We start from the raw sequence: 21,536 nt of genomic DNA on the forward strand, positions 1-21,536 counted from the left end.
GTACGGGTGGAGTCTGACTGAGAGCTGAAGGGGGTCGCCGTGTCTGCGGATGTCGAGTGCAGCCTGGTGTATTTCTCCTCGGTGTCGGAGAACACCCACCGCTTCGTGCAGAAGCTGCAGCTGCCGGCCATCCGGATTCCGCTGCACGGGCGCATCGAGGTGGACCACCCCTACGTGCTGGTGCTGCCGACCTACGGCGGGGGCCGCGGCACACCCAACATCACCGATGACACCGCGGGTGGCTACGTACCCAAGCAGGTCATCGCCTTTTTGAACAACGAACACAATCGGAACCTGCTGCGCGGCGTGATCGCCGCCGGCAACACCAACTTCGGTGCGGAGTTCTGCTACGCGGGCGACGTGGTCGCCCGCAAGTGCGGGGTGCCGTACCTATACCGATTCGAATTGATGGGAACCGACGAGGACGTGAAAGCCGTCCGCGCGGGCTTAGCCGATTTCTGGAAGGACGAGGCATGCCACCTACCGCTGCAACTGCAGAGCAGGTAACAGCAACCACCCGCAGCGCTCCGGTGGGCGAGCTGGACTTCCACGCGCTCAACGCGATGCTCAACCTGTACGACAGCGACGGAAAGATCCAGTTCGACAAGGATGTGCTGGCGGCCCGTCAGTACTTCTTGGAGCACGTCAACCAGAACACGGTGTTCTTCCACAATCAGGACGAGAAGCTCGACTACCTGATCCAGAAGGACTACTACGAGCGCGAGGTGCTCGACCAGTACTCGCGCAACTTCGTCAAGTCGCTGCTGGATCGCGCCTACGCCAAGAAGTTCCGGTTCCCGACATTTTTGGGCGCGTTCAAGTACTACACCTCCTACACGCTGAAGACCTTCGACGGCAAGCGCTATCTGGAACGCTTCGAGGACCGGGTGTGCATGGTCGCGCTGACGCTGGCCGCCGGCGACACCAAGCTGGCGGAGCAACTGGTCGACGAGATCATCGACGGCCGTTTTCAACCCGCCACCCCGACGTTCCTGAACTCCGGTAAGAAGCAGCGCGGCGAGGCGGTCAGCTGCTTTTTGCTGCGCATCGAGGACAACATGGAGTCGATCGGCCGCTCGATCAACTCCGCGCTGCAGCTGTCCAAGCGTGGCGGCGGAGTGGCGTTGCTGCTGACCAACATTCGTGAACACGGCGCCCCGATCAAGAACATCGAGAATCAGTCCTCCGGGGTCATCCCGATCATGAAGCTGCTGGAGGACTCGTTCTCCTACGCCAACCAGCTCGGCGCCCGCCAGGGAGCCGGCGCGGTCTACCTGCACGCCCACCACCCCGACATCTACCGGTTCCTGGACACCAAGCGGGAGAACGCCGACGAGAAGATCCGGATCAAGACGCTGAGCCTGGGCGTGGTGATTCCCGACATCACCTTCGAGCTGGCCAAGAAGAACGAGGACATGTACCTGTTCTCGCCGTATGACGTCGAACGGGTCTACGGCGTCCCGTTCGCCGACATCTCGGTCAGCGAGAAGTACTACGAGATGGTCGACAACTCGGCCATCCGCAAGACCAAGATCAAGGCACGCGAGTTCTTCCAGACCGTGGCCGAGCTGCAGTTCGAGTCCGGTTACCCGTACGTGATGTTCGAAGATACGGTCAATCGAGCTAATCCCATTGCCGGCAAGATCACCCACTCGAACCTGTGCTCGGAGATCCTGCAGGTCTCTACTCCGTCGGAGTACAACGACGACTTGAGCTACGCCAAGGTGGGCAAGGACATCTCCTGCAACCTGGGCTCGCTCAACATCGCCAAGGCGATGGACTCCCCGGACTTCGGCCAGACCATCGAGGTCGCCATCCGGGCGCTGACCGCGGTGTCGGACCAGACCCACATCAACTCAGTGCCCTCGATCGAGCACGGCAACAACGAGTCGCACGCCATCGGGCTGGGCCAGATGAACCTGCACGGCTACCTGGCCCGAGAGAGCATCCACTACGGCTCCGAAGAGGGCATCGACTTCACCAACATCTACTTCTATACCGTGCTGTATCACGCGCTGCGGGCATCGAATCGTCTTGCGCTGGAACGAGGTAGGTCCTTCGTAGGTTTCGAGAAGTCCAAGTACGCGTCCGGGGAGTTCTTCGACAAGTACATCAACCAGGTGTGGGAGCCCAAGACCGTCAGGGTGCGGCAGCTCTTCGCCGACGCCGGTATCCGGATCCCGGAACAGAGCGACTGGCAGCGGCTGAAGGAATCGGTGGCCGCCCACGGGATCTACAACCAGAACCTGCAGGCGGTTCCGCCGACCGGGTCGATCTCCTACATCAACCACTCGACGTCGTCGATCCACCCGATCGTGTCGAAGATCGAGATCCGCAAGGAAGGCAAGATCGGCCGGGTCTACTACCCGGCGCCGTACATGACCAACGACAACCTGGAGTACTACTCCGACGCCTACGAGATCGGCTACGAGAAGATCATCGACACCTACGCCGCGGCCACCCAGCACGTGGACCAGGGGCTGAGCCTGACGCTGTTCTTCAAGGACACCGCCACCACCCGCGACGTGAACCGCGCGCAGATCTACGCCTGGCGCAAGGGAATCAAGACGCTGTACTACATCCGGCTACGGCAGATGGCACTGGAGGGCACTGAGGTGGAGGGCTGCGTCAGCTGCATGTTGTAGCGCCGCGGACGCGCGCCCTGACCCGACGTCAGCTGGCGTTGGCTGCGGATCCGGTGATCAGGTCCGTGTCGGGCAGCAGGATCGACGGCACCGCGATCGATCCTGCCGCCGGGGTGCGGAGCACGGTGAGCGTGCCCGTGCGTCGAATCGACCGGAGTCCCGAACGCGAGATCAGCATCGTCACCGCCGGTGTGTCGATCCGGATCGCGTGATCGTTGATGCCGGACGCCCACTGTGCCCCCGCCGCGAGTACCCGCCGGTTGGTCAGGTGCACCACGGCCAGCATGATTCCGATCGCCAGCGCCGTGTAGCCGATCAGCAGGATCCCGAACATCGTCAGGGCGGCCACCCAGTAATCGCCCTTGGCCTGAACCACGGTGACAACCGCCGCCGTGACCAACGCGATGGCCGTAACGCCGAGCCACACCTTCGTCGACTTCAAGCTCGACAGCGTTGCTCGGCGGGCATCACCCCGCTGTGCGGTCCATTCGATGGTCGTCTCGGGGATCGGGTGTACGTCTCGACTCAACTTGGCTCCTGGCTGCTGGCGGGGCGTCGCCCGCCGATCGGATGGGATCGCGCGGTCAGCTCTCGCCGGCGCGCTCCGCGCGCAACGCTTTCAAGCGCCGCTCTTCGCGAAGCACCGCCTGGTAGCTCTCCCGTTCGGCGACCAGCCACGGCGGGTTCTCCACGAGAAGCTGTTGGATCTGCTCGGTGGTGAGCGCGTTCTCGACGCCGCCCCGCGCCAGCGCCGCGATTGAGACGCCCAGCTTGGCCGCCACCAGATTCTTCGGGTGCGGTCCGTTCTTGCGAAGGTCCTTGAGCCACTGCGGCGGATCGGCCTGCAAGGCGGTGATCTCGTCGCGGGTGATCGGGTTCTGCTGGAACTCCGCCGGCGTGGCGGGCAGGTACACATCCAGCTTCTTCGCCGCGGTGGCGGGTTTCATGGACTGCGCGTTCGGCCTGCTCATTCCCATGACCTTATCGGTAGCCTGATGCGGTGACCCGGCCTTCCCTGACCCTCGGGTACGTCCCTGGTGGGACCCCGGCGAAGTGGGCTCGGATCTGGGCGCAGCGCCATCCCGACGTCCCGCTGCAGCTGCGCAGCGTGGCCGCGGCAGACGCGGTCGCAGCGGTGCGGGCCGGCGCCGTCGACGTGGCGTTGCTGCGGCCGCCGACCGACACCTCCGGGTTGGCCGTCATTCCGCTCTACGACGAGACGACCGTGGCCGTGGTGCCGACGGACCACGTGCTGTGCGCCGCCGACGAGATCACCGCCGCCGATCTGCGCGGCGAGCCGATCCTGCTCCCACTCGACGACGTGGTCGCCTGGGCGGAAGCACCCGGCGCCCCGCTCGATCACCGGCCCGAAACCACCAAGGATGCAATAGAACTCGTCGCCGCAGGACTGGGCGTGCTGATCGTTCCTCAATCCTTGGCTCGGCTCTATCACCGCAAGGACCTCACCTACCGCCCGATCACCGATGCGCCCACCTGCCCGGTGGCACTCGGCCTCCCCGAAGGCCGGCAGCCGCAGCTGACCGAAGAGTTCGTCGGTATCGTGCGGGGCCGCAAGCCCGGTTCCTCACGCGGCCAAGCGGAACCGCCGCCGAAACGTACCGCGCGGGAGAAGACCCTGGCCAAGCAGGCTGCGCGGGCCGCCGCGGGCAAAGTCGCCCGCAAACCGCGCCGCGCCGAGCGCGGTCGACGCTGACACGAGCCGGCTCCAGAGCCGCGAGAGTGAATCGGGCGACGCGGCAGCGGCGTGGCGCGTCGTGAGATTCCCACTCGGCACCGCAGAACGGCTCAGTGCTTGTGGTCCGGGCGACCCTCGGATTTGGCGTACAACCGGTTGAGCATCACCTCGCGGAAGCGCGCGTTGTCGAGCAGTTTGAGGCCGGCATTGGCCAGCGCGGGCCGACCTGCCAATTTGTGAAAGAACCGGCCGCGCTTGTACTCCCGGCCCCAGGCCGCTTGCATCCGCTGGGCGTAGTTGGTGAAGTCATCGGGCCCACCGTTGGTCAGCGCCGCGACGGCGCACTCACCGGCGGCCAACCCCGATTCCAGCGCCTTGGAGATCCCGGCGCCGGAGGTCGGCCGGCCCGCACCCAGCGAGTCGCCGACGAACAACACACCGGGACGCCACGGCGGCCACGCGGTGAAGCCCATCGGCAGCCGCCAGGCCCGCACCGTCTTGGACTTCTTCAGCTCGGTGATCGACGGCAGCTCCCACTCGCGCGGGAGGGTCTCCAGGAACTCGCCGAGGAAGTGCGTGGCGTTGATGGCCTGCCAGTTCTTATAACTGTTGACATAGCCCAGGCCGATGTTGACCCGCCCGTCGCCCAGTGGGAATACCCAGCCGTAGCCGGGCAGCTGGTCGCCTTCGAACACCAGCTTCATGTAGATGTCGAGTGAATCGACGTCGGGACGCACCGCCGGCATCTCGGCGCGGATCGCGATCGCGGAGTAGCCGTTGTAATCCGAGTCCAGTTTCAGTGCGCGTTTGATCGGTGAGTAGGCGCCGTCGGCGGCGATCACCGCGTCGGCCAGCACCTGCTCGCCGCTCTTGAGTAACACCCCGGTGACCCGGCCGGAATCGTCGAGAATCGGCGCGCTGGCCTCGGCCGATTGGCGGACTTCGGCGCCGGCGGACTCGGCGTGCTTGAGCAGCAGGGTGTCCAGCTCGGGCCGGCGCGCGACGTAGCCGTGGTCGGGCATTCCGGGGCGGCGCGGAAATGACAGTTCCCACTCGCTGGGGCTGAACACCTTCACCCGGTTGACCTGGTGGAACCTGTCGACCTGTTCGGCCAGCCCCATCTTCTGCAGATAGCTGACCGCGCGCGCGGTCAGCCCATCGCCGCAGGGCTTGTCACGGGGGAAATCGGCCTTGTCCACGATGACGACGCTCGCGCCGGCCTGACGGGCCTGCCAGGCCGCTGCCGATCCCGCCGGGCCGCCGCCGACGATGGCCAGGTCGAATCGTTGGGTCACTACATCTCGTCTCAAATATGCGCGTCATCGCGCCGCGGGAACTGTCTATCGATGCTAACGGACCAGGTCACCGCGCGGTCTCCCCAGGTCAGCCGCGGCAACGCGGTAAGGTGCTTGACGTGCGCGGAACGAGCAGGTCCAAGCCGGCCGACAACGGCGGGCAGAAGGTCGATGCGCGCAGTGAGCGGTGGCGCGAACACCGCAAGAAGGTCCGCGGCGAGATCGTCGAGGCCGCCTTCCGCGCGATCGACCGGCTCGGGCCCGATCTGAGCGTGCGGCAGATCGCCGAGGAAGCCGGCACGGCCAAGCCCAAGATCTACCGGCACTTCACCGACAAGGACGACCTGTTCGAGGCGGTCGGGACCCGGTTGCGCGACGATCTGTGGGCGGCGATCTTCGCCTCCATCGACGTCGCCACCAATTCGCTGCGCGAGATCGTGCAGCGCAGTGTCGACGAGTACGTCGCCCTGGTCGACGAGCACCCCAATGTGTTGCGGTTCTTCATCCAGGGACGGGTGCGCGCACAGTCCGAGTCGACGATGCGGACGCTCAACGAAGGCCGGACGATCACGCTCGCCATGGCCGAGATGTTTCGCAACGAACTGCGGGATCTCGACCTCAACGGCGGCACGCTGGAACTGGCGGCCTTCGCGGCGTTCGGTACGGCGACGTCGGCCACCGACTGGTGGCTGGGGCCGGAATTGGACAGCCCGCGGCGGATGCCCCGCGACACCTTCGTGGGCTACCTGACGACCATCATGATCAGCGTCGTCGAAGGCACCGCGGAGAGCCTCGGGATCGCGATGGACCCCGATCAGCCCATCCATGACGCTGTGCGACGCCGGCCGGTCGCCTGACCGTCGACCCGGGTGCGTTGACACCTACCCCTACCGTGGCGACACTGGAAAATACCCAGTACCGGCGTTCCCGGAAAAGTGGTGTGACATGTCCGTTGTCAAGCAGGAAGCCGATCGTCGGGCGCGTGAAGCCATCGGCGACAAGCCCGTGGAGACCCGTGCGCTGATCATCGGAACCGGATTCTCGGGCCTGGGCATGGCCATCGCGCTCCAGAAGCAGGGCGTGGGGTTCCTGATGCTGGAGAAAGCCGACGACATCGGCGGAACCTGGCGCGACAACACCTACCCCGGCTGCGCCTGCGACGTCCCGTCGCACCTGTACTCCTTCTCCTTCGAGCCGAAGGCGACCTGGAGCAAACTGTTCTCGCCGCAGCCCGAGATCCTGGATTACCTGCGGGGCGTCGCTGACAAGCACGGACTGCTCCGCCACATCCGGTTCGGTTCGCAGGTCGACCGGGCGCACTGGGACGACGACGAGTTCCGCTGGCATGTGTTCACCACCGCCGGCCAGGAGTTCGTCGCCCAGTTCTTGATCTCCGGGGCCGGAGCCCTGCATATCCCGCGGTTGCCCGACATCGACGGTATGGACGAATTCGCCGGGGCGGCTTTCCATTCCGCGCAGTGGGATCACGGCGTCGACCTGACCGGCAAGCGAGTCGCGGTGATCGGCACCGGTGCCAGCGCCATCCAGATCGTGCCCGAGCTGGTTCGCGATGACGCGAAAGTGGCCCAGGTGCAGCTGTACCAGCGCACCCCGCCGTGGGTGGTGCCGCGGCCCAACAGCCCGTTTCCCAAGGCGCTGCTGACCGCGTTCGCGACCGTCCCGGGCCTGCGGCGTGCGGTGCGCGCCGGGATCTACTGCTGGCTGGAGGGGCTGGGCTATGCCATGACCAGGCGGCCCGGCCTGTTGCGGGCGGTCGAGCTGGTCGGCCGCTGGAACATCCGCCGCAACGTCGGCGACGAGGAACTGCGCCGCAAGCTCACCCCGAGCTATCGGGCAGGCTGTAAACGAATCCTCTATGCGCCCAACTATTACCAGGCGGTCGCCAACCCGAAGGCGAAGCTGATCACCGAGCGCATCGAGAAGATCACCGCCGACGGCCTCGTCACCGCCGACGGCGTCGAGCACCCCTGTGACGTCATCGTCTACGCCACCGGCTTCCACGTCACCGACTCCTACACCTACGTCGACATCAAGGGACCGGGCGGCGAGGATCTGGTGGACCGCTGGAACACCGAAGGGGTGGTGGCGCATCGGGGCGTCGCGGTCGCCGACATGCCCAACCTGTTCTTCCTGCTGGGCCCCAACACCGGCCTGGGGCACACCTCGGTGGTGATCATGATCGAGTCGCAGATCCACTATGTCGCCGAAGCGATCGCGGCGGTGGACGCCGTCGGGGCGCAGGCGCTGGCGCCGACCCGCGCCGCCCAGGGACGTTTCAACGACGAGCTGCAGCAGCAGTTGGGCGGGTCGGTGTGGAACACCGGCGGCTGCCGCAGCTGGTACCTCGACGAGCACGGCGTCAACCGGACGCTGTGGAGCGGCATGACATGGCAATATCGCCGGGCCACCCGCAAGCTGCGCCCGGATGAGTACCGCTTCTCCGGGGCCGGCTGACGCGACACGCAGACACAACTTCTTGTGTTGCCACGGGTTGTCGGCCCCCAGGGGTAGTGTCAGTGGCCTATAGCGGCCTAGCTTTCCGAGGGTGAAATGGGGTTCTGGTGAGCGAAAAACTGAAGCTGATCGACCGGGTGTCAGCGATCAACTGGAACCGGGTGCAAGACGACAAGGACATCGAGGTCTGGGATCGCTTGACCGGAAACTTCTGGCTTCCTGAAAAGGTGCCGGTCTCCAACGACCTGCCCTCCTGGGGGACGCTCACCGACGAGGAGAAGCAGCTCACCATGCGGGTCTTCACCGGCCTGACGCTGCTGGACACCATCCAGGGCACCGTCGGTGCCGTCAGCCTGATCCCCGACGCGCTGACCCCGCACGAGGAAGCGGTCTACACCAACATCGCGTTCATGGAATCGGTGCACGCCAAGAGCTACAGCCAGATCTTCTCCACGCTGTGCTCGACCAATGAGATCGACGAGGCGTTCCGCTGGTCGGAGGAGAACGGCAACCTGCAGCGCAAGGCCGCCATCGTCATGCAGTACTACCGCGGCGACGAGCCGCTGAAACGCAAGGTGGCCTCCACGCTGCTGGAAAGCTTCCTGTTCTACTCCGGCTTCTACCTGCCGATGTACTGGTCGAGCCGGGGCAAGCTGACCAACACCGCCGACGTGATCCGGCTGATCATCCGCGACGAGGCGGTACACGGCTACTACATCGGCTACAAGTTCCAGCGGGGGCTGGCCATGCAGGACGAGGCCAAGCGCGCCGAGCTCAAGGACTACACCTACGAGCTGCTCTTCGAGCTCTACGACAACGAGGTCGAATACACCCAGGATCTCTACGACGGGGTGGGTTTGACCGAGGACGTCAAGAAGTTCTTGCGCTACAACGCCAACAAGGCGCTGATGAACCTCGGCTACGAGGCGCTGTTCCCGCGCGACGAGACCGACGTCAACCCGGCGATCCTGTCGGCGCTGAGCCCCAACGGCGACGAGAACCACGACTTCTTCTCCGGGTCGGGCTCGTCGTACGTGATCGGCAAGGCGGTCATCACCGAAGACGAGGACTGGGAGTTCTAGTCCGCTGGTGGCGAGGCGAAGGCAGTTCGTCAACCTGCTCCTGGCGACCTGGGTGTCGGTGATCTGCTTCTGGGCGTGGAACCTGGTCGGACCGCTCTCGACGCAGTACGCCACCCGGATGTCGTTGAGCTCCAACCAGCAGGCGCTGCTGGTGGCGACACCGATCCTGATCGGGGCGCTGGGCCGGATCGTCACCGGGCCGATGACCGACCGCTTCGGGGGCCGCACCATGTTCGTCGCGGTGTCGCTGACCTCGATCCCGCCGGTGCTCGTGGTCGGCTATGCGGCACACATCGGCTCGTATCCGCTGATGCTTGCCGCCGCGTTCTTCCTCGGAGTGGCCGGAACGGTGTTCGCCATCGGAATCCCGTTCGCCAACAACTGGTTTGCTCCGCAGCGCCGCGGCTTCGCCACCGGAGTGTTCGGCATGGGGATGGTCGGAACCGCGGTGTCGGCGTTCGTCACCCCGCGGTTGGTGGCGTCGGTCGGCCTGTTCGCCACCCACCTGATCGTCGCTGCGGCCCTGGCGATCTCGGTGCTGCTGTGCGTGGTGCTGATGCGCAACGGTCCGCGTTTCGTGCCCAACACCACCGCGGTGCTGCCGAAGCTCAAAGCGGCGGCCCGGTTGCGGATGACCTGGGAGATGTCGCTGCTCTACGGCCTGGTGTTCGGCGGGTTCGTGGCGTTCTCCAGCTACCTGCCCATCTACATCAAGGCGGTCTACCAGTTCTCGCAGGTCGGAGCGGGGGAGCGCACCGCGGCGTTCGCGCTGGCCGCCGTGCTGGCCCGGTTGCTCGGCGGGACACTGGCCGACCGCATCGCACCCAAGTATGTGGTGCTGGCCTCGCTGGCCGGTATCGCGGTGCAGACCCTGATCTCGGTGTTCAAGCCGCCGGCCGACATCTGGTCGGGCCTGACGTTCCTGCCGTTGGCGGTGGCGCTGGGCATCGGCACCGGCGGGGTGTTCGCCTGGGTGTCCCGCCGGGCCCCGGCCGGCTCGGTCGGTTCGGTGACCGGGATCGTCGCGGCGTTCGGGGGCTGGGCGGCTATTTCCCGCCGCTGGTGATGGGCGCGACCTACGACCCGGTTCGAAACAGTTACGCGGTGGGGTTGATGCTGCTGGTCGCCACCGCGGTGCTGCTGTTCATCTACACCGCGGTGTTCCTGCGCGCCCGCGAACCCACCGCCGCGACAACCGCTTAGCCTCACGGTAGTCACCTTCAACGTCAGGGGTTTCACGATGACGACAGACATCGATGGCACTACACGTCCCCGCACCTGGATGGCCGGAGCCGTGCTCACGGCGTTGCTCGGGTTGTTCTTCGCCTTCGACGCCATTCCCAAGATCCTCGGCGTGCCCTTCGCCCGCGAAGGCACTGAAGCGCTCGGTTTCTCCCCGGACAAGACCGCGGTCATCGGCTGGGTGCTGCTGGTGTGCCTGGCCGTCTTCTTGCTCCCTCGCACCGCGGTGCTGGGCGCCCTGGGCTTGACCGCCTACCTGGGTGGGGCCGTGACCATGAACCTGCACGCCGACAAGCCCCTGGCCGGTTTCGTGCTGTCCGGCGTGTACGTCGGCGTGCTGGTCTGGATCGCTCTCATCCTGCGCCGGCCGGAACTGCTACGGGTGCTGGGAGTTCGGCGCCGTTGACCGGTTCGGTCCTCGCGGCTAATTGTCGCGCAGCGACGCGGTGTCGATGACGAAGCGGTAGCGCACGTCCGAGGCCAACACCCGCTCGTAGGCGGTGTTGACGTACTCGGGTTCGATCACCTCGATCTCGGGCCGCACGCCGTGTTCGGCGCAGAAGTCCAGCATCTCCTGGGTCTCGGCGATCCCGCCGATCAGCGACCCGGACACACTGCGCCGCATCCGGACCAGCGGACCCGGCGGCACCGCCAGGGACTTCTCGGGCATGCCCAACTCGACCAGGGTGCCGTCGAGGGCGAGCAGGCCCAGGTAGGCGCCCAGGTCCAGGCTCGCCGAGACGGTGTTGAGGATGACGTCGAAGTTGCCGCGCAGTTTCTTGAACGTCTCCGGGTCGCTGGTGGCGTAATAGTGTTCGGCGCCCAACCGCAGCCCGTCCTCCATCTTCTTCAGGGATTGGGACAACACGGTCACCTCGGCGCCCATCGCGGTCCCCAGCTTCACGGCCATATGACCCAGGCCGCCCAGCCCGACGACCGCAATCCGGTTGCCCGGACCGACCTTCCAGTGGCGCAGCGGTGAGTAGGTGGTGACCCCGGCGCACAACAGCGGGGCAGCGGCGTCCAGCGGGATCTCATCGGGGATGCGCAGCACGTAGTTCTCGTCGACGACGATCGCGCCGCTGTAGCCGCCCTGGGTGGGCTGGCCGTCGCGGCCGACACCGGCATACGTGCCCACCATGCCGCCGCCGGTGCAGTACTGCTCGTGGCCGGCCTGACAGCTGGGGCATTCGCGGCAGGAGTCGACGAAGCAGCCGACGCCGACGCGGTCACCGACGGTGAACTTGGTCACCTGCGCGCCGACCGCGGTGACCACGCCGGCGATCTCATGACCCGGCACCAGGGGGTACTGCGGGCGGCCCCACTCGGCCTTGACGGTGTGGATGTCGGAGTGGCAGATGCCGGCAAACGCGATGTCGAAGGCGACGTCGTGCGGGCCGGGCTCGCGGCGGGTGATGGTGGTCTTGGTCAGCGGATCGGTCGGCGACGTGGCGGCGTAAGCGGAAACGGTGCTCATCGGGGATATCTCTCTTCGCAACTCGGCTTTTTTACATAGTCTAGCGAAGTAAATTGTGCGGTGGTCGTCCGCTTCTCGGTCCAAGTGCGATAGCGCCGCTTGTTTGCCCAGCGTGACGGCAGCGCCGGGGTCGTTACGTAATCCTCGACACATCAGGTGCGGCGGGTGGTCAGCGCGATGCGAGCGGCCGCGCGAAGGAGCCACGGTGTCTGCCGTGCCATCACGGCGACGGCACGGTCCGAGCGGCGCATCGAGGCCTGCGGGCCGGGGGTCGGCGTCGACGCGAGCTCAGCCTCGGCCGATCCGGCCGGCGGGCCGTTGCGATTGACCGCCAAAAGTTGCCAGTGGCCGGGAACGCCGCGGAGCTCGACGCTGCCGCGGTCCTCGAAGCCGGTGCCCGAACCGACGACCAGGTCGCGCACCGTGCGCGAGACCAGGATTTCGCCGGGGCCGGCCTGACCGACGATCCGCGCCGCGATGTGCACGGCCATGCCGGCGATGTCGTTGTCGATCAGTTCGCACTCACCGGTGTGGATGCCCGCCCGGATCTCGATGCCCAGCGTGTCGGCGTCGGACTGCAACGCCTCGGCGCAGCGGATCGCCTGCGTCGGGCCGTCGAACGTGGCGAGGTGACCGTCGCCGGTGCTCTTCACCACTGCGCCGCTGAATCGATCCGTGAGTTCGGCGGTGATTTCACCGAAGCGCTGCAACACCGCTCGCCACCGCTCGTCGCCGGTCACCGCGGCATGCTGCGTGGACGCGACGATGTCGGTGAACAAGACGGTGCGCAGGGCGCGATGAGACTGCGCCGGCGCCGCATGGCTGCCGGTGAGGAACTCCTCGACCTCCGTCAGGATCTTGTCCGGCTCGGTCAAAAAGGGGGCGTGGTCGATGCCCTCGACCTCCAAGTACCGCGCCCCGGGGATGTGGTCGGCGATATACCGGCCGCCCTGCACCGGAACCGCGTGGTCTTCGCGGGCATGGATGACCAGCGTCGGCACGGTGAGCGTCGGCAAGATCGGCCGCACGTCGATCAGATACGCCGCTTCAAAGGATGCCCGCGCCATTCCCGGGCTCGCACTCATGCGTTCGCACATCGCGAGCTGGCGTAGCGACCGGACCGACGGCGCACTGATGCTGGCGGTCTCACCGCTGCCCCACCCGGACCGCACCGTGCGGCCGGCTTGCTGGAAGCGGGCGAGTTGCTCGACCGACGGCGTGTAGTCCTCACCGAGGTCGGTAAGGAAGCGCGCCCGCAGCTCGGCCGGGTCGCGATCCAGGTCGTCCCACCCCTCGAAGCTCCAATACGCAACGGTGCCGGAAAGGATCAGCGCCCTCGTTCGCGTCGGCCATGTTGCCGCGAACATGATGGCGACCGGTCCACCGTCACTCAGACCGCACACCACGGCCTGTTCGAAGCCGACCGCATCCATGACCGCTTCGATCTCGGTCGCTCGTTCCTCCAGCGTGCGAACTTTCGGCACCGGGTCCGACAGCCCGACACCGGCCTTGTCGAACCAGGCGACGCGACAGAACGTTCCGAGCTGCTCCATGAACGCCTTGAATTGGGGGAGGGTCCAGGCCAACTCGATGTGGCTGACGAACGGCCCCACGACGACCAGCTCGATCGGCCCGTCACCGAATAGCTGATAGGCCAGGCTGAGGTCGCCACACTTGGCGTATGACGTTTCCGGCACGGAATGAGCGTACTGCCGCCGGGGTTTGCCGTCGCCGAAAACGGAGTGGCCCGATGCCAGCCGATGACACCGGCAACCACCGGGCCCCTGCCGGGAAACGTCAGCCGAAGGAAAGGCTTGCGATGCAGCAGGTTTCCGTGCCGCGAACCCGAGAAGACGGGTGCGTCAGCGGATGCGTGCGACTAATCGCTGTGAAGTTGAGCGGAAAGGCTGAGAGTTCGCTGCAATGTTGACGATGGCGCAATTTCCGATTGTCCGCTTGCAACTTGCAAAGCGATGTCGGTGCCACGCGTTACGGTGCGCCAATGGTTACTCGCCCCAAAGTTGATCGCCTCGTCCTCTACAAGCACGGGGTGGCCTTCGTCAGTCGCAGCGGCCCGGTCGACGGCGACTTCGAACTGACATTTCGTCGCGACGACATGAAGGACGTACTGAAGTCGCTGACTGTCCACGCCGCCGCGGGCGGTGCATCGGCGGGGGCCGTGTGCTTCGACACCCCGGCCGATCCACGCAACGAGTTGGCCGACCGCAACCTGCTGCTGGACCCCGGCGAGGCACTGGTCGACCTGCTCGACGCGCTGCGCGGCCGCGCCGTCGAGGTGCTCGCCGGCGAACAGACGCACCGCGGTGAGGTGATCGGCGTGGACGACCTCGCCGGTGAGCCGGCCCGGCGGCTGTTGGTGCTTCGGGCCGACGCCGGTGCGGTCAGCCTGGTCGACCTGACCGACGCCCGTCGCATCGAACTGCTGGAGACAACGTCCAAAGACGACCTGGAATACCTCATCGACCGGTCCCGCACCGCCACCGCCGGGCGCAACTGCGACGTCACGGTGCAGATCCGTGGCGCCGCCGAGGACGTGCGGGTGTCCTACATCGTCGCTGCGCCGATGTGGCGGGTGTCCTATCGGGCGATCCGCGACGGCGACGCGGTGACGCTGATCGCGACCGGCATCATCCACAACCCGATCGACGAGGATCTGACCGACGTCGCAGTGACTTTGACCACCGGCCAGCCGATCTCGTTCGACATCGATCTCTACCACGGCCGCCAGGTGCAGCGGGTGGTGGTGGAGGAGAGCGAGCGCATCGCGGCGCCCCGGCGCGCCCAGAGCGCCGTGGCCGCAGCGCCGCCCCTGGGTGCGGACGCCATGCTCACGGCCGGCGCCTACGACGCAGCCGCCGCTGACGTCGAAACCGCCGACCGCGGTGAGCATTTCGAGTACCGGCTGGGCGCGCCGCTGTCGCTGAAACGGGGCGGGGCGGCGATGGTGCCGTTGGCGGCGGCACCCGTCGATGCGGTGCGCCGAGAGTTGGTGTGGCGCGAGGACCGCGGACCCGCCCCCGACATCGTGCTGGCGTTCACCAACACCACCGGCCTGGTGCTCGAAGAGGGCCCGGCCGTCGTCTACGAGCAGGACGGCTACGCCGGGGAAGCCATGCTGGACTTCACCGCTCGCGGCGCCGACGTGCGCCTTGCCTTCGCCAAAGATCTCGCGGTGCGCTGCCGCAGCGAAACGGCCGTCCAGAACGTCACCACCCGGATCCGGCTGACGGCCGACGCCGTTGTCGAGGAGCAGCGCTGCGAGCGGTGGCATACCTTGAGCGCCGAGAACGACCACGACGACCCGGTCGACGTCGTCTTCGAGTTGGGGGCGTCCCCGGACCACACCGTGACCGCGCAGAATGGTGCCACCGAAGTCGGCCGAGATGGCTGGTGGCGCCGGTTCAGCGTCACGGTTGGCGGGCACCAGACAGCCGAGGCGACGGTGCTGGAGACCTGGCCGATCTGGTCGGAGATCGACTACGAGGACCTGGAACCGGGCCGGCTGGAGGACTGGCTGGCGAGCCGTTCCCTGGCCGGCGAGACGGTCGAGGCGCTCGGGCAGGTCTTGGCGCATCAGAACACCGCTCGCCGACTCGACGAGCAGTGCGACGAGTCCGAAGAGCAGCGCGACGCGCTCTACACCGCGCAGAGCCGCATCGCCGAACAGCTGCAGGTGCTCGGAACCGAGGGGGCCGAAGGGGAACTACGGGCCCGGCAGGTGCGCGAACTGAACGCCCTGCAGGACCGGATCAGCGGCCTGGACTCCGAGCTGCGCCGGCTCCGCGAGGACGCCGCCGCGGCCCGGCAACAGGCATCGGCCGAACTGCGGCGGCTGATCGGGGAGTGGCCGCTCAGTTGATGGGTGCATTCAACCAGCGCAGGTCGTCGACCACGCCGAGGGCGGCGATCGGTCCCTGCCCGGTCTGCCACACCTCGTTGTTGACCACGAACACCCGGCTGTCACGGTTGGCCGCCAGCCGGCGCCAGGACACGCTGTCGAACACCGCGGCGGCCCGGGCCTTGGCCGCCGGCGAGGCGAACGAGACGTAGACGATGTCACCGTCGGCCGCCGACAAGTCCGCCCGGCCGGCCAGGTCGGCGTCGCTCGCCGCGATCTCGACGTAGGGCTGGTCGGTGAACCGCTGTGACGGCGGCCGGTCCACACCGACGGCCTTGAGCACACTGGCAGCGAAGTTGGCCGCCCCGTACACCCGTACACCGGCGTCGGTGAGCGCAACGACCGAAGCCTGGAAGTGGGTGGCGTCGGCGGCCTCGCCGGTTTCAGCGGCGGCCCGGCCGAACTTGTCGAGCACCACGTCAGTCGCGCCGCTGCGCGCGGTGGCGGCGCCGACGCCACGCAGGTTGTCCTCCCACGCTGCGCCCGGTGCCCCGGTGAACACGGTCGGGGCGATCGACGCCAGCTCCGAATAGCCGGGCGTCAGGCCCTGGGCACCCAAGATCAGGTCTGGGTGCAGCGCGGCGATCGCGTCGATGTCCGGCGTGCTGCGGCTGCCCACTGCCGGCAGGCCGTGCATCACGGCGCCCAGGTATGACGGCTGGTTCTCCGAGTCATCCGGCAGCGCGGCGCCGACGACGCGGGACTGCAGTCCCAGGGCGCACAGCGCATCGAGCTGATCACCGGAGAGCACCACGATGCGTTCCGGCTCCTCGGGGACCTCGACGCCGGGTGGTTCCACGCCGGGCGCGTTATGAACGGAGCGCATCGCTGGTCCCGGATCCGCGCGGGCCGGCTCCGGCGCGCACGACTCATCGGGCCGGCGGTCGTTGCCGAGCACGCCGGCACCGGCGACCATGGTCGTGGTGGTGGACGTCGGGGCCGTCTCGGCGCTCTTGCCGGCGCACCCTGAGGCCGCGACCAGCAGCATGGCCAGTGCTGCCGCCGCCGCCCGCCGGTCCGCCCTCATCACGCGGTGACGGTAACACCGACCGGCGCCGCCCCGTCGGTGAGACGAATACGACGTTTTGTAGGAGGCCTATACCGGCGGGGTGACGCTCGGGGTTAGGATTCGACCCAAGTCCCCGGGATGCCCATGTTTGGAGGAATCTTGACCGCAGAAGCACCCCCGCGCGCAGAACTCGAGCCCAGTCGGCCGTTCCCGCCGCGGCTGGGCCCCAAGGGCAGCCTGCTGTACAAGATGGTCACGACCACCGATCACAAGCTGATCGGCATCATGTACTGCGTCGCCTGCATGGTCTTCTTCTTCATCGGCGGCCTGCTGGCGCTGCTGATGCGCACCGAGCTGGTGGCGCCGGGCCTGCAGTTCCTGTCCAACGAGCAGTTCAACCAGCTGTTCACCATGCACGGCACGATCATGCTGCTGTTCTATGCCACCCCGATCGTGTTCGGCTTCGCCAATCTGGTGCTGCCGTTGCAGATCGGGGCGCCGGATGTGGCCTTCCCGCGGCTCAACGCGTTCTCGTTCTGGCTGTTCGTGTTCGGCGCGACGATCGCGCTGGCCGGTTTCATCACCCCGGGCGGTGCGGCTGACTTCGGCTGGACCGGCTACACCCCGTTGAGCAACGCGGTGCACTCGCCGGGTGCCGGAGCCGACCTGTGGATCATGGGCCTGGCCGTCGCCGGTCTGGGCACCATCCTGGGCGGGGTCAACATGATCACCACCGTGGCCTGCATGCGGGCCCCCGGGATGACGATGTTCCGGATGCCGATCTTCACCTGGAACATCCTGGTCACCTCGATCATGGTGCTGATCGTCTTCCCGCTGCTGACCGCGGCGCTGCTGGGCCTGGCCGTCGACCGGCACCTGGGTGGGCATATCTATGACTCCGCCAACGGCGGCGAGTTGCTGTGGCAACACCTGTTCTGGTTCTTCGGCCATCCGGAGGTCTATATCATCGCGCTGCCGTTCTTCGGCATCGTCAGCGAAGTCATCCCGGTGTTCGCCCGCAAGCCGATCTTCGGGTACGTCACCCTGGTGTACGCGACGATGAGCATCGCCGGGCTGTCGACGGCGGTGTGGGCGCACCACATGTACGCCACCGGGGCCGTGCTGCTGCCGTTCTTCGCGCTGCTGACCCTGATGATCGCCATCCCGACCGGACTGAAGTTCTTCAACTGGATCGGCACTATGTGGCGGGGTCAGATGACGTTCGAGACGCCGATGCTGTTCTCGCTCGGCTTCATCGTCACCTTCCTGGCCGGTGGCCTGACCGGTGTGATGCTGGCCAGCCCGCCGATCGACTTCCACGTCAGCGACAGCTACTTCTTGATCGCGCACTTCCACTACGTGCTGTTCGGCACCATCGTGTTCGCCACGTTCGCCGGCATCTACTTCTGGTTCCCGAAGATGACCGGCCGGCTGCTCGACGAGCGGCTGGGCAGGCTGCACTTCTGGCTGACGTTCATCGGCTTCCACACCACGTTCTTGATCCAGCACTGGCTGGGCAACATGGGGATGCCGCGCCGCTACGCCGACTACCTGCCCACCGACGGGTTCCAGCCGTTCAACATCGTCTCCACCGTCGGGGCGTTCATCCTGGGTGCCTCGATGCTCGCCTTCACCTGGAACGTGTTCAAGAGCTGGCGTTACGGCGAGGTCGTCACCGTCGATGACCCGTGGGGCTACGGCAACTCGCTGGAGTGGGCGACCAGCTGCCCGCCGCCGCGGCACAACTTCACCGAACTGCCCCGAATCCGTTCGGAGCGGCCGGCATTCGAACTGCACTACCCGCACATGATCGATCGGCTCCGCGCCGAGGCGCACGTCGGCCGTCACCCGGGCGACGAGCTGTACGAGCCCACGCCGGTCTGATGCGCCCGCTGGGGGTGAGGCGGCGCCGGGTCCGGTCGGCCAGCCGCCGCGGGTGAGCGTGCCCAAGGTGCCGGTGTTGATCACCGTCACCGGCGTGGATCAGCCGGGCGTGACGTCAGCGCTCTTCGAGGTGCTCTCGCAGTACCCGGTCGAGCTGCTCAATGTCGAACAGGTCGTGGTCCGCGGCCGGCTGACGCTGGGTGTGCTGGTGTCGGCGCCATCGGAGGTGGCTGACGGAACGAGGTTGGCCGCCGAGGTCACCGCGGCCATCCACGGCGTCGGCCTGGATGTCACGATCCAACGCGGCGACGACGCCCCGATCATCGCCGTGCCGTCCACGCACCGGATCGTGGTGCTGGGACGGCCGGTAGGGCCCGCTGCGCTGGGAGCACTCGCCCGTGAGATCGCCGAGATCGATGCCAATATCGACATGATCCGGGGCGTCTCGGACTACCCGGTGACCGGCCTGGAACTGCGGGTATCGGTGCCGGTCGGCGCCGCGGGCCGGTTGCAGTCGGCGCTGAGCCAGGTCGCCGCGCAGCAGCGGGTCGACGTGGCATTCCAAGATGCCAGCCTGTCGCGCCGGACCAAACGGCTGATCGTCTTCGACGTCGACTCCACCCTGATCCAGGGCGAGGTCATCGAAATGCTCGCCGCCCGCGCCGGCGCCGGCGATGCGGTCGCGGCGATCACCGAGGCCGCGATGCGCGGCGAACTCGATTTCGCCGAGTCGCTGCATCACCGGGTGGCCACCCTGGCGGGCCTGCCCGCCGATGTCATCGACGAGGTGTCCGAGCAGATCGAGCTCACCCCGGGCGCACGCACCACGTTGCGCACGCTGCGCCGGCTCGGTTTCAAATGTGGGGTCGTCTCCGGTGGCTTCCGGCAGGTGATCGCACCCCTGGCCGACGAACTGAAGCTGGACTTCGTGGCCGCCAACGAGTTGGAGATCGTCGACGGCACACTCACCGGCCGGGTGATCGGGCCGGTGGTGGATCGGGCCGGCAAGGCCGATGCGCTGCGGGAGTTCGCCGAGAAGGCCGGCGTGCCGCTGGAGCAGACCGTCGCGGTCGGCGACGGCGCCAACGACATCGACATGCTGGCCGCCGCCGGGTTGGGTGTGGCGTTCAACGCCAAACCGGCGTTGCGCGAGGTCGCCGATGCCTCGTTGAGCTACCCGTATCTGGACACCGTGCTGTTCCTGTTGGGCGTCACCCGCGCCGAGATCGAGGCGGCCGACGCGCACGACGGCGTGTTGCGCCGCGTTGAGATCCCGCCCGCGTAGCCGACCGGCTCAGAACAACGCGCCGACGATGATCAGCGGCAGCAGCCCGAGGTCGGCGGCCAGCGGAATGCCGATGGCGTCGAGCAGGTTGCCGTCGGCGAGTTCGGCGGCGAAGATCTCGTAGTTGTACTCGGGCAGGGTGAACAACACTGCGCTGAGCATGTCCAGCGGCGGAATGCCGGTGTGCGGCGGGAAGGTCTCGAAGAGATCCTGCCAGGTGGTGGGAACCATGGACAGCACCGAGAATTGGCTGCCCGCAATGAACTCCGCCTCGTTGAGCAGTTGCTGGGCCCAAGCCGGCAGCGAGTAGACATAGTTGTCCGGGTCGGCCAACCGGGCGAAGAAGTCGGTGATCCCCTGTTGCACACCGTCGGCGAGCGCTTGCGGAACCTGTTGCAGCACATGTGCGTCCGGCAGGAAACCCAGTCCGGTGGGGACATCGGCAAAGCCTGGACTCCAGCCGTTCTCGATGTTGCCGTAGCCCAGGTTCACCAGCACCCGCAGTGCCGGCTGCAGCAGGTCCACCAGCGGGTCGCCGATGAACGGCAACAGCTGTAGCGGGGCCAGCAGGGGAAGTGTCTCCGCCGGGATCATGTAGTAGTCGGTCAGCACGTCCGGGCCCGAGACCGGCAGCAACACCGCGTCGGCGATCTGCTCGGGGGTGAGCCCCAGGTAGGTGCTGTGCTGGAAGAGGATCCCCATCACGGCGTTGAGCACCGACAGGAAGTTGATCGGGTACTGCGGGAAGGAGGCGAACCCGTCGTACTCGTGGGTGTAGACGTCGGCCGGGAACAGCGTCGTCGGTTGGGCGCCGCTGAACGTCAGGCCCAGGCTGGGGATGGTCGGATTCGTCCCGAGCGGCAGATCGAAGCGGGCCAGCATGCCGCCGTTGGGAACGGTCTCATCACCGAGCAGCACGAAGTGGACGTAGTCGCTCGGTACACCCTGGTCGGCCAGTTGCTGCATGAGCTGTGCGGACATCACCGCGCTTTGCGACCACCCGAACACCACCACCGGGTTGTCGGCATCGACGTGGCCACCGGCGATCTGTTCGAGGATCGCCGCTTCGAGGACCTCGTTGCCCTGTACCAGTGATCGGTCCAGGGTCTCGCCGAACGGGCCCAGGAACGGGTACAGCCCCTGGGGTGTGGTCAGGATCTCGGTGGTGCCGGTGAAGCCGTGCGGTGCCAGATACAACTCGTTGACGAGATCGGCGTAGGCCTGGCTCGGCGTCGAGATGCCGCTGGGCCCCAGGATCAGCGCCGTACCGCCGCCCAGCGAGGAGGCGAGCCGAACCGGCTGCAGCTCGGCGGCGGTCGCCGGCGGGGCGGGGGAGCTGAGCAGGCAGGCGCCGGTGAGGACGACCGCGACCGCGCCGGAACCACGAACCATGGGGGCCCCCTGAACGATAGCCGAGACATGAATATGTGCTTACTGTGATGCAAGTTACAACATCTCACGCCGCTTCCTGCCAAGCCGGCCTTTTGCGTGCTCCCGGGCCCATCGGCACCCCGGTCGGTCGCCGAG

At 66.9% G+C, this 21,536-nt stretch carries 17 protein-coding genes and 1 pseudogene; 11 read left to right on the top strand and 7 right to left on the bottom strand.

The window, feature by feature from the left end; genetic code table 11:
* Positions 1-39: 39 nt before the first annotated feature.
* Entirely contained in the window at positions 40-507 is a 468-nt protein-coding gene (gene nrdI, locus G6N19_RS16210; RefSeq protein WP_013829717.1) for a class Ib ribonucleoside-diphosphate reductase assembly flavoprotein NrdI, read from the top strand.
* On the top strand, positions 474-2,645 hold the full coding sequence (nrdE, locus tag G6N19_RS16215) for a class 1b ribonucleoside-diphosphate reductase subunit alpha (RefSeq protein ID WP_041318353.1): 2,172 nt from the start codon (positions 474-476) through the stop codon (positions 2,643-2,645). The genes nrdI and nrdE overlap by 34 nt, the downstream gene beginning before the upstream one ends.
* Before the next feature lie 28 nt (positions 2,646-2,673).
* Here nrdE and G6N19_RS16220 read toward each other — a convergent pair whose 3' ends face one another.
* A complete protein-coding gene (locus tag G6N19_RS16220; RefSeq protein WP_158019482.1) occupies positions 2,674-3,174 on the bottom strand; it encodes a hypothetical protein in 501 nt (166 codons plus the stop codon).
* Positions 3,175-3,229: 55 nt separating this feature from the next.
* Complete coding sequence (locus G6N19_RS16225) at positions 3,230-3,616, bottom strand: DUF5997 family protein (protein WP_041318350.1); 387 nt, start codon at positions 3,614-3,616, stop codon at positions 3,230-3,232.
* A gap of 29 nt (positions 3,617-3,645) precedes the next feature.
* Here G6N19_RS16225 and G6N19_RS16230 point away from each other — a divergent pair, with 29 nt between their 5' ends.
* Entirely contained in the window at positions 3,646-4,359 is a 714-nt protein-coding gene (locus G6N19_RS16230; RefSeq protein WP_041318347.1) for a LysR substrate-binding domain-containing protein, read from the top strand.
* A gap of 92 nt (positions 4,360-4,451) precedes the next feature.
* Here G6N19_RS16230 and G6N19_RS16235 read toward each other — a convergent pair whose 3' ends face one another.
* Positions 4,452-5,636, bottom strand: coding sequence for an NAD(P)/FAD-dependent oxidoreductase (locus G6N19_RS16235; RefSeq protein ID WP_013829712.1), 1,185 nt, complete (start codon positions 5,634-5,636; stop codon positions 4,452-4,454).
* A 119-nt stretch (positions 5,637-5,755) separates the two neighbouring features.
* On the opposite strand from G6N19_RS16235, the gene G6N19_RS16240 reads away from it, so the two are divergent.
* The 5 genes and pseudogenes from G6N19_RS16240 (at position 5,756) to G6N19_RS16260 (ending at position 10,841) form a co-directional block, all read left to right on the top strand.
* Positions 5,756-6,493, top strand: coding sequence for a TetR/AcrR family transcriptional regulator (locus G6N19_RS16240; RefSeq protein ID WP_013829711.1), 738 nt, complete (start codon positions 5,756-5,758; stop codon positions 6,491-6,493).
* Positions 6,494-6,581: 88 nt separating this feature from the next.
* Positions 6,582-8,111: a flavin-containing monooxygenase gene (locus G6N19_RS16245; RefSeq protein ID WP_193465304.1), complete on the top strand. Its 1,530-nt coding sequence runs from the start codon at positions 6,582-6,584 to the stop codon at positions 8,109-8,111.
* A 107-nt stretch (positions 8,112-8,218) separates the two neighbouring features.
* Complete coding sequence (nrdF, locus tag G6N19_RS16250; RefSeq protein ID WP_193465305.1) at positions 8,219-9,193, top strand: class 1b ribonucleoside-diphosphate reductase subunit beta; 975 nt, start codon at positions 8,219-8,221, stop codon at positions 9,191-9,193.
* Between the two features lie 7 nt (positions 9,194-9,200).
* A pseudogene (locus G6N19_RS16255) lies at positions 9,201-10,396 on the top strand (MFS transporter).
* A 37-nt stretch (positions 10,397-10,433) separates the two neighbouring features.
* Positions 10,434-10,841 carry a DoxX family protein gene (locus tag G6N19_RS16260; protein WP_041318341.1) on the top strand — a complete coding sequence of 136 codons (408 nt, stop codon included), beginning with the start codon at positions 10,434-10,436 and terminating at the stop codon, positions 10,839-10,841.
* An 18-nt stretch (positions 10,842-10,859) separates the two neighbouring features.
* Here G6N19_RS16260 and G6N19_RS16265 read toward each other — a convergent pair whose 3' ends face one another.
* Positions 10,860-11,912: an NAD(P)-dependent alcohol dehydrogenase gene (locus tag G6N19_RS16265; protein ID WP_013829706.1), complete on the bottom strand. Its 1,053-nt coding sequence runs from the start codon at positions 11,910-11,912 to the stop codon at positions 10,860-10,862.
* A 152-nt stretch (positions 11,913-12,064) separates the two neighbouring features.
* Positions 12,065-13,609, bottom strand: a complete 1,545-nt coding sequence (locus G6N19_RS16270; RefSeq protein ID WP_193465306.1) for an adenylate/guanylate cyclase domain-containing protein — start codon at positions 13,607-13,609, stop codon at positions 12,065-12,067.
* Between the two features lie 305 nt (positions 13,610-13,914).
* Here G6N19_RS16270 and G6N19_RS16275 point away from each other — a divergent pair, with 305 nt between their 5' ends.
* On the top strand, positions 13,915-15,792 hold the full coding sequence (locus tag G6N19_RS16275; RefSeq protein WP_193465307.1) for a hypothetical protein: 1,878 nt from the start codon (positions 13,915-13,917) through the stop codon (positions 15,790-15,792).
* On the opposite strand, the gene G6N19_RS16280 is transcribed toward G6N19_RS16275, so the two are convergent.
* Positions 15,785-16,858, bottom strand: coding sequence for an iron-siderophore ABC transporter substrate-binding protein (locus tag G6N19_RS16280; protein WP_193466423.1), 1,074 nt, complete (start codon positions 16,856-16,858; stop codon positions 15,785-15,787). The two genes, G6N19_RS16275 and G6N19_RS16280, sit on opposite strands and share 8 nt — an antisense overlap.
* A gap of 141 nt (positions 16,859-16,999) precedes the next feature.
* Here G6N19_RS16280 and ctaD point away from each other — a divergent pair, with 141 nt between their 5' ends.
* Together ctaD and serB are read left to right on the top strand one after the other, a co-directional pair.
* Entirely contained in the window at positions 17,000-18,724 is a 1,725-nt protein-coding gene (gene ctaD, locus G6N19_RS16285; protein WP_041320019.1) for an aa3-type cytochrome oxidase subunit I, read from the top strand.
* Between the two features lie 58 nt (positions 18,725-18,782).
* Positions 18,783-20,009, top strand: coding sequence for a phosphoserine phosphatase SerB (serB, locus tag G6N19_RS16290; protein WP_013829699.1), 1,227 nt, complete (start codon positions 18,783-18,785; stop codon positions 20,007-20,009).
* A gap of 9 nt (positions 20,010-20,018) precedes the next feature.
* Here the strand turns inward: serB and G6N19_RS16295 are convergent, their stop codons facing one another.
* On the bottom strand, positions 20,019-21,401 hold the full coding sequence (locus G6N19_RS16295) for a PE-PPE domain-containing protein (RefSeq protein WP_083035691.1): 1,383 nt from the start codon (positions 21,399-21,401) through the stop codon (positions 20,019-20,021).
* Positions 21,402-21,536: the final 135 nt, after the last annotated feature.

Origin of the sequence: Mycobacterium novum, assembly GCF_010726505.1 — a bacterium.
Classification (GTDB): domain Bacteria; phylum Actinomycetota; class Actinomycetes; order Mycobacteriales; family Mycobacteriaceae; genus Mycobacterium; species Mycobacterium algericum.